Annotated in this window: 5 protein-coding genes and 1 pseudogene; 5 read left to right on the top strand and 1 reads right to left on the bottom strand. The window is 72.4% G+C overall.

Annotated features, from left to right (window positions below):
- The 5 genes and pseudogenes from G3I40_RS28975 to dapE form a co-directional block, all read left to right on the top strand.
- Positions 1-212 (top strand): annotated as a pseudogene (locus G3I40_RS28975) (MFS transporter); the annotation flags it as partial.
- A gap of 679 nt (positions 213-891) precedes the next feature.
- The gene (locus G3I40_RS28970) at positions 892-2,694 is read left to right on the top strand and encodes a DEAD/DEAH box helicase (protein ID WP_164305467.1); all 1,803 of its coding nucleotides are present in this window, start codon (positions 892-894) and stop codon (positions 2,692-2,694) included.
- 414 nt (positions 2,695-3,108) lie between these two features.
- On the top strand, positions 3,109-3,750 hold the full coding sequence (locus G3I40_RS28965; RefSeq protein WP_164305465.1) for a helix-turn-helix domain-containing protein: 642 nt from the start codon (positions 3,109-3,111) through the stop codon (positions 3,748-3,750).
- A 495-nt stretch (positions 3,751-4,245) separates the two neighbouring features.
- Positions 4,246-5,655: an amino acid permease gene (locus tag G3I40_RS28960; protein ID WP_343245049.1), complete on the top strand. Its 1,410-nt coding sequence runs from the start codon at positions 4,246-4,248 to the stop codon at positions 5,653-5,655.
- Between the two features lie 157 nt (positions 5,656-5,812).
- Complete coding sequence (dapE, locus tag G3I40_RS28955) at positions 5,813-6,892, top strand: succinyl-diaminopimelate desuccinylase (protein ID WP_164305463.1); 1,080 nt, start codon at positions 5,813-5,815, stop codon at positions 6,890-6,892.
- A 166-nt stretch (positions 6,893-7,058) separates the two neighbouring features.
- On the opposite strand, the gene G3I40_RS28950 is transcribed toward dapE, so the two are convergent.
- Positions 7,059-7,477 (bottom strand): helix-turn-helix domain-containing protein (locus tag G3I40_RS28950; RefSeq protein WP_164305461.1); only part of this gene is annotated, 419 nt, incomplete at its 5' end.

Genomic DNA, 7,477 nt, shown 5'->3' with positions numbered 1-7,477 from the left:
CCGACGGCCTGTCGAACGCGCTGCTGCTCGCCGCCGGGGGCGCCGCCTTCGCCGCGCTCGGCGGGGGATCGGTGGGGGCGGCCGGGCACGGGGTGGCGCAGGGCGCGAGCGCCGGCTCGCATCCCGGGGCCTTCGTGGCCGTGTTCCTGCCGATGGCGTGTGTCGCGCTCGTCGGGGCGTGGGTGGCGACCCGGTTGCGCGCGCGGGTCTGACGTCGTGATGCGGGGCGTCCGTCCATGTTCCGGTGGCGCCGGGCGTCCGCCCGTGGCTCGGTGTTCGGAGACGTCCGTCCATGTCCCGGTGGTCCGAGACTTCCGCCCGTGTCGTGGCCCGGCGTCGGGACCCGGGCCATCCGCCCATGCCTCGGTGGGCCGGGGCGTCCGCTCATGCCCAGTGACCTGGGGGCGTCCGCCCATGTCCGGCGACGCGTGGAGTCTGTCCACGCCCCGATGACCCGTGGCGACTGTCCACGCCCCGGCGACCCGTGGCGCCTGTCCACGCCCCGGTGACGCGTGGCGCCTGCCCATGTCCGGTGGCCCGTGGCGTTCGCCCATGCCCGGTGACCCATGGCGTCCGTCCACATCCGGTAAACCCGCGCGCCGTCCGCCCGCGTCCCCGTGACCCGCGCGGTCCGCCCGTGCCGCCGTGACCCGCGCCGTCCGCCCGCGTCCCGATGAGCTGGAGGAGCGTCTGCCCACGTCACGGCCCTGACAGCGTGACCCAGGGCGACCGCCCGTGAACACCGGGGCGTACTCAGGCGAGTTGATCTGTGACGCGTGTCCCAACCGCGGCCCGCCCGGCCTCGTCCGTCGGGCCCGTCAACCGGCGCACCGGTAGGGTGGCCCGGTTGTCATACGTAGCTGTGCCGTCGATCTCAAGTAACCGGAGACCGTGACTACCACCGCCGCCTCCTCCGCGTCCTCGTCCCACCACCTCTCTCCCGCCTTCCCCGGCCGCGCCCCCTGGGGCACCGCCAACAAGCTGCGCGCCTGGCAGGAGGGGGCGATGGAGCGGTACCTCCAGGAGCAGCCGCGCGACTTCCTCGCGGTCGCCACCCCGGGCGCCGGGAAGACGACCTTCGCGCTGACCCTCGCGTCCTGGCTGCTGCACCATCACGTCGTGCAGCAGGTGACCGTGGTCGCGCCGACCGAGCACCTGAAGAAGCAGTGGGCCGAGGCGGCCGCGCGCATAGGGATCAAGCTGGATCCGGAGTACAGCGCGGGCCCGCTCAGCAAGGAGTACCAGGGCGTCGCGGTGACGTACGCGGGTGTCGGCGTACGGCCCATGCTGCACCGCAACCGCAGCGAGCAGCGCAAGACCCTCGTGATCCTCGACGAGATCCACCACGCCGGCGACTCGAAGTCCTGGGGCGAGGCGTGCCTGGAGGCCTTCGAACCGGCCACCCGGCGGCTCGCCCTCACCGGTACGCCGTTCCGCTCCGACACCAACCCGATCCCCTTCGTCCAGTACGAAGAGGGGAACGACGGGATCCGGCGGTCCTCCGCCGACTACACGTACGGCTACGGGAGCGCGCTGGGCGACGGCGTCGTCCGCCCCGTCATCTTCCTGAGCTACAGCGGCAACATGCGCTGGCGGACCAAGGCCGGTGACGAGATCGCCGCACGGCTCGGCGAGCCGATGACCAAGGACGCGATCAGTCAGGCCTGGCGCACCGCGCTCGACCCGCGCGGCGAGTGGATGCCGAGCGTGCTGCGCGCCGCCGACGCCCGTCTGACCGAGGTCAGGAAGGGCATCCCGGACGCGGGCGCCCTCGTCATCGCCTCCGACCAGGACTCCGCGCGCGCGTACGCGAAGCTGATCCGGGAGATCACCGGGTCCAAGGCGACCGTCGTGCTCTCCGACGACACCGGCGCCTCCAAGCGGATCGACGACTTCGCGGCGAGCGAGGACCGCTGGATGGTCGCCGTGCGCATGGTGTCGGAAGGCGTCGACGTGCCGCGCCTTGCCGTCGGGGTGTACGCCACCACCATCTCTACGCCGCTCTTCTTCGCGCAGGCCGTCGGGCGTTTCGTGCGGTCCCGGCGGCGCGGCGAGACCGCCTCCGTCTTCCTGCCCACCGTTCCCGACCTGCTCGGCTTCGCCAACGAGATGGAGGTCGAACGCGACCACGTACTCGACAAGCCGAAGAAGGAAGGGGAGGAGGACCCCTACGCCGAGTCCGAGAAGGAGATGGACGAGGCGAACAAGGAGCAGGACGAGGACACCGGCGAGCAGGAGCAGTTCTCCTTCGAGGCGCTGGAGTCCGAGGCCGTCTTCGACCGGGTGCTGTACGACGGCGCCGAGTTCGGGATGCAGGCCCACCCGGGCAGCGAGGAGGAGCAGGACTACCTCGGCATCCCCGGGCTGCTCGAACCCGACCAGGTGCAGATGCTGCTGCAGAAGCGACAGGCCCGGCAGATCGCGCACAGCAGGAAGAAGCCCGACAGTGAGGCCGACCTTCTGGAGATGCCCGCCGAGCGACGGCCCGTCGTCTCCCACAAGGAAATGATGGAGCTGCGCAAGCAGCTCAACACCCTCGTCGGCGCGTACGTCCATCAGAGCGGCAAGCCGCACGGCGTCCTCCACACCGAGCTGCGGCGGGTGTGCGGCGGACCGCCGAGCGCCGAGGCCACCGCCGGGCAGTTGCGCCAGCGCATCGCCAAGGTCCAGGAGTGGGCGACCCGGATGACGTGAGTCCGGGCCCGGTCGGGCCGGACGGTGCGCGTTCGGAGGCCGGGTTCGGAAGGCGGGGGCGGGTCGGTCCGGACGGCGGCGGGTGCGGAAGTCGGGGCTTGAAGTCCGGTTCAAGTGTGGGCAATCGCCCATAACTCCGGCCCCGCGTTGACCGGATTCTGGACGGAGTCTTCCGCTCAGCGGGACGACCTCGCTACATTCCCGGCAACGCACACGCCCCGTGGCAGCGCCGCCGCGGAGCGCAGCCGGTACGTCCAAAACAGTCGTCGTCATGCAGACAGTCGTCATGCAGACAGTTATGCAGCCCAGCGCCTGATCACCGACCGGCGGCTCTGACGCGCGTCGCCCCACGGGACAGGCGGCGCAACCGCCGCGTAGGAGACCGCCGACCCTCACCACTAAGGAGTGGGCGTCGTGACCGCGGAGACCTCCCAGACGCTCGACCGGGGACTGCGCGTCCTCAAACTGCTCGCCGACACCGACCACGGCCTGACCGTGACCGAGCTGTCCAACAAACTCGGCGTCAACCGCACGGTCGTGTATCGCTTGCTGGCCACGCTCGAACAGCACGCCCTCGTCCGCCGCGACCTGGGCGGCCGCGCCCGGGTCGGCCTCGGTGTGCTGCGCCTGGGCCGCCAGGTCCATCCGCTGGTGCGCGAGGCCGCGCTGCCGGCGCTGCGCTCGCTCGCCGAGGACATCGGGGCGACGGCGCACCTGACGCTGGTGGACGGCAGCGAGGCGCTGGCCGTCGCCGTCGTCGAGCCGACCTGGACGGACTATCACGTGGCCTACCGCGCCGGGTTCCGGCATCCGCTCGACAAGGGGGCCGCGGGCCGCGCGATCCTCGCCTCCCGGCAGGGCGTGCTGCCCGACCCGGGCTACACCCTCACCCACGGCGAACTGGAGGCCGGCGCGAGTGGCGCGGCCGCGCCGCTGCTCGGGGTCACCGGGATAGAGGGCAGCGTCGGGGTCGTGATGCTGGCCGACGCGGTGCCCGAGCGGGTGGGGCCGCGGGTGATGGATGCGGCTCGAGAGGTCGCCGACGCGTTGCGCTAGCCGCGCGGATCGGGGGGTCTTCTCGTGTGCCTGGTTGAGGGGTGTGGGTGGGTGCGGGGTGGTGGGGGTTCTCGCGCAGTTCCTCGCGCCCCTCGGCTTGGCCTGGCGGCCTAAGGCCGGGATCCTTCTCGTCTGCCTGGTTGAGGGATGTGGGTGGGCGCGGGGCCGTGGGGCTTCTTGCGCAGTTCCTCGCGCCCCTGGGTGTGTGTCTGGTTGAGGGGTGTGGGTGGGTGCGGGGCCGTGGGGCTTCTTGCGCAGTTCCTCGCGCCCCTGGGCGTCTGCCTGGTTGAGCGTCGTGGGTGGGTGCGGGGGCGTGGGGGTTCTCGCGCAGTTCCTCGCGCCCCTGGGCGTGTGCCTGGTTGAGGGCGTGGGTGGGTGTGGGGGTGGTCGCGCAGTTCCTCGCGTTTCTCGGCTTGGCCTGGCGGCCAAAAAGGGGAGGGGCATTCTGGCGGATGTGATCAAATCCGGGGCTGTCTCGCTCAGCATCATCGGGGCGTGGACCTACAGAGACTGACCCGGCGCCAGGACGTGGCCGCTGCCGCCGCCTCCGGCAATGCGCTGCGGCGCACCATGGGCATGTGGCAGCTGGCCCTGCTGTCCGTCGGTGCCACCCTCGGCACCGGCATCTTCGTCGTCCTCGGCGAGGCGGTGCCCGAGGCCGGGCCCGCGATCGTCGTCTCGTTCGTGCTCGCCGGGGTGACGGCCCTGTTCTCGGCGCTGTCGTACGCCGAGCTCGCGGGCATGATTCCCGGTGCCGGCTCCTCGTACAGCTACGCGTACGCGACGCTCGGCGAACTCGTCGCCTGGGTGTGCGGCTGGTGTCTGATCCTGGAGTACGGGGTGTCGGTCGCCGCCGTCGCGGTCGGCTGGGGCCAGTACGTGAACGAGCTGCTCGACCTGACGATCGGCGTGACCCTGCCGGACGCGTTCAGTGCGCCGCCGGGTGCGGGAGGCGTGCTGAACATCCCCGCCGCGGCCATCGTCGTCCTCGCCATGGTGGTGCTGCTGCGGGGCGCCAAGGAGAGCGCCGTCGCCAACGTGGTCATGGTCGGCGTGAAGGTCGCCGCCCTGCTGATGTTCTGCGCGGTCGCCTTCACCGCGTTCCGCGCGGGCAACTTCCGGCCGCTGTTCCCGCTCGGCGCCGCCGGGATGAGCGCGGGCGCCGCCTCGCTCTTCTTCTCGTACATCGGTTTCGACGCCGCTTCGACGGCCGGGGAGGAGGCGAAGAACCCGCAGCGCGACCTGCCGCGGGCGATCATCCTGTCCCTCGTCCTGGTCACGGCGCTGTACGTGCTCGTCGCGGTCGCCGCGCTCGGTGCCATGCCGTGGCGGGACTTCGCGGGTACGGAGGCCACGCTGAGCCAGGTCCTCGTGCGGGCCGTCGGCGGCGGCAGCCTCTGGCCGATCCTGCTGTCGGTCGGCGCGGTCGTGGCGACGACGAGTGTCGTCCTCACCGTCCAGTACGGGCAGATCCGCATCCTGTTCGCGATGTCCCGCGACGGGCTCGTGCCGCCCGTCTTCTCGCGGGTGCACGCCAGGAGCGGGGTGCCGCGCGTGAACACGGTCATCGTGTCGTCGTTCATCGCCGTGCTCGCCGCCCTCGTGCCGCTGGGCAGCCTCGCCGACGCCACCAGCATCGGCACGCTGTTCGCGTTCGCCCTCGTCAACATCGCCGTGATCCTGCTGCGCCGCCGCAGCCCGGGCGCGCCCCGCAGCTTCCGGGTGCCGTGGTCGCCGGTGGTGCCGCTGCTCGGCGTGGCCTGCTGCGTGTACATGCTGTTCAGCCTCGGTACGGACACGTGGATCGCGTTCGGCGCGTGGATGGCGGTCGGGCTCGTCCTCTACTGGCTCTACGGAACCAAGCACTCGAAGCTCAATCTCGTGAAGGGCCGGCAGCCCTCGTGACCGATCAACCCTCGTGACCGATCAGCCCTCGTGACCGATCAGCCTTCGTCGCCGACCTGACCGATCAGTCCTCGTGACCGATCAGCCTTCGTCACCGACCTGACCGACCTGACCGACCGGACCTCGTTACCGACCAGCCCGTGAAGGACCCGCCCCCGTGACCGACCCCGCCTCCCTCGACCTGTCCGCCGACGTCGTCGAACTGGCCCGCGCGCTCGTCGACATGCCCTCCGAGAGCGGCGCCGAGGGTCCGCTCGCCGACGCCGTCGAGGCGGCCCTGCGCGCGCTGGGGCACCTCGACGTCGACCGTATCGGCAACTCCGTCGTCGCCCGCACCGCGCTCGGCCGCCCCGAGCGCGTGATCGTCGCGGGGCACCTCGACACGGTGCCCGCCGCGGGCAACCTCCCGGCGCGCCTCGACGGCGGACTCCTGTACGGGCTCGGCGCCTGCGACATGAAGGGCGGTGTCGCCGTCGCCCTGCGGCTCGCCGCCCAACTGACCTCGCCCGTACGCGACATCACGTACGTCTTCTACGAGTGCGAGGAGGTCGAGGGCGACCGCAACGGCCTGCACCGCGTCGCCACCGAGCGGCCCGAGCTGCTCGCCGCCGACCTCGCGATCCTCATGGAGCCGTCCGACGCGGGTGTCGAGGCGGGCTGCCAGGGCGTGCTCTGCGCCGACGTCACCGTGCGCGGCGCCCGCGCGCACACCGCCCGCGCCTGGCGGGGCGTGAACGCCGTGCACCGCGCCGCGCCCGTGCTGCGCCTGCTGGACGAACACGTCCCGGAGCGGGTGGTCATCGACGGCCTCGAATACCGGGAGGGGCTCAGCGCGGTCGCCGTACGCGCGGGGGTCGCCGGGAACGTCGTGCCCGACACCTGCGTCATCTCCCTCAACGCCCGCTTCGCGCCCAGCCGTTCGCCGCAGCAGGCCGTGGAGAACGTGCGGGGTCTCTTTCCCGCGGAGTACGAGTTCGAGGTGACGGAGGTCGTGCCCGGCGCCCTGCCGGGCCTCGACCGGCCCGCGGTCGCGTCCCTGGTCGGTGTCCTCGGCGGCCCCGGCGCCGAGCCGCGCCCGAAGCTGGGCTGGACGGACGTGGCCCGGTTCACGGAGCTCGGGGTGCCCGCGCTGAACTTCGGGCCCGGGGATCCCGTGCTGGCGCATACGGCGGGGGAATTCGTGCCGGTGGCTCAACTGGTGGAGTGTGAAAGGAAGTTGGAGTCCTGGCTGCGCTGAGCGTCCGCTCTGCGGGGGGGGCCTGTTTCGATCGCGGCTGCCGGCCGCTGGGGCTTCTCGCGCAGTTCCCCGCGCCCCTGGAGGCATGCGGCTTCGCCGCGCCTCCATCGGGAGATGCGCCCCCACCGGGCCGCGGCCGCGATCGAAACAGGAACCCCGCGGACGCTCAGGCGCCCCCCGCCCCGGCCAGCCTCGCCTCCAGCCACAGGACCAGCCGCTCGTCCGGGTCGTCGAGGTCCAGCCCCACCTGTTCCCGCGCCTGCCGCAGGCGGTACCGGCACGTGTTCGGATGGACGGCGAGGGCCTTCGCCGCGCCCGCCATGTCGCATCCGGCGTCCAGCCAGGCCAGCACCGTGCGCGCGTACTCCGTACCGTGCCCGGCGTCGTGCGCGAGGACCCGCGCCCACGTGCCCTCCGACGTCAACTCCCGCCGGTCGCCGACCAGGTCGGCCAGGCGCAGCAGCGTCACCCGGGGGCGTACGTCGTCCACGACCGCGACCGGGCGGGCCTCGTCCAGGCAGCGGAGCACCAGATCCGCGTCGTCGCGCGAGTCCGCCGCCCGCGCGAGCCCCGGCACCAGCGCCC

This window comes from Streptomyces sp. SID14478, from assembly GCF_010548525.1.
GTDB lineage: Bacteria > Actinomycetota > Actinomycetes > Streptomycetales > Streptomycetaceae > Streptomyces.
Note: the sequence above shows the minus strand (reverse complement) of the source record. Positions and strands in the feature narration are given on the sequence as shown.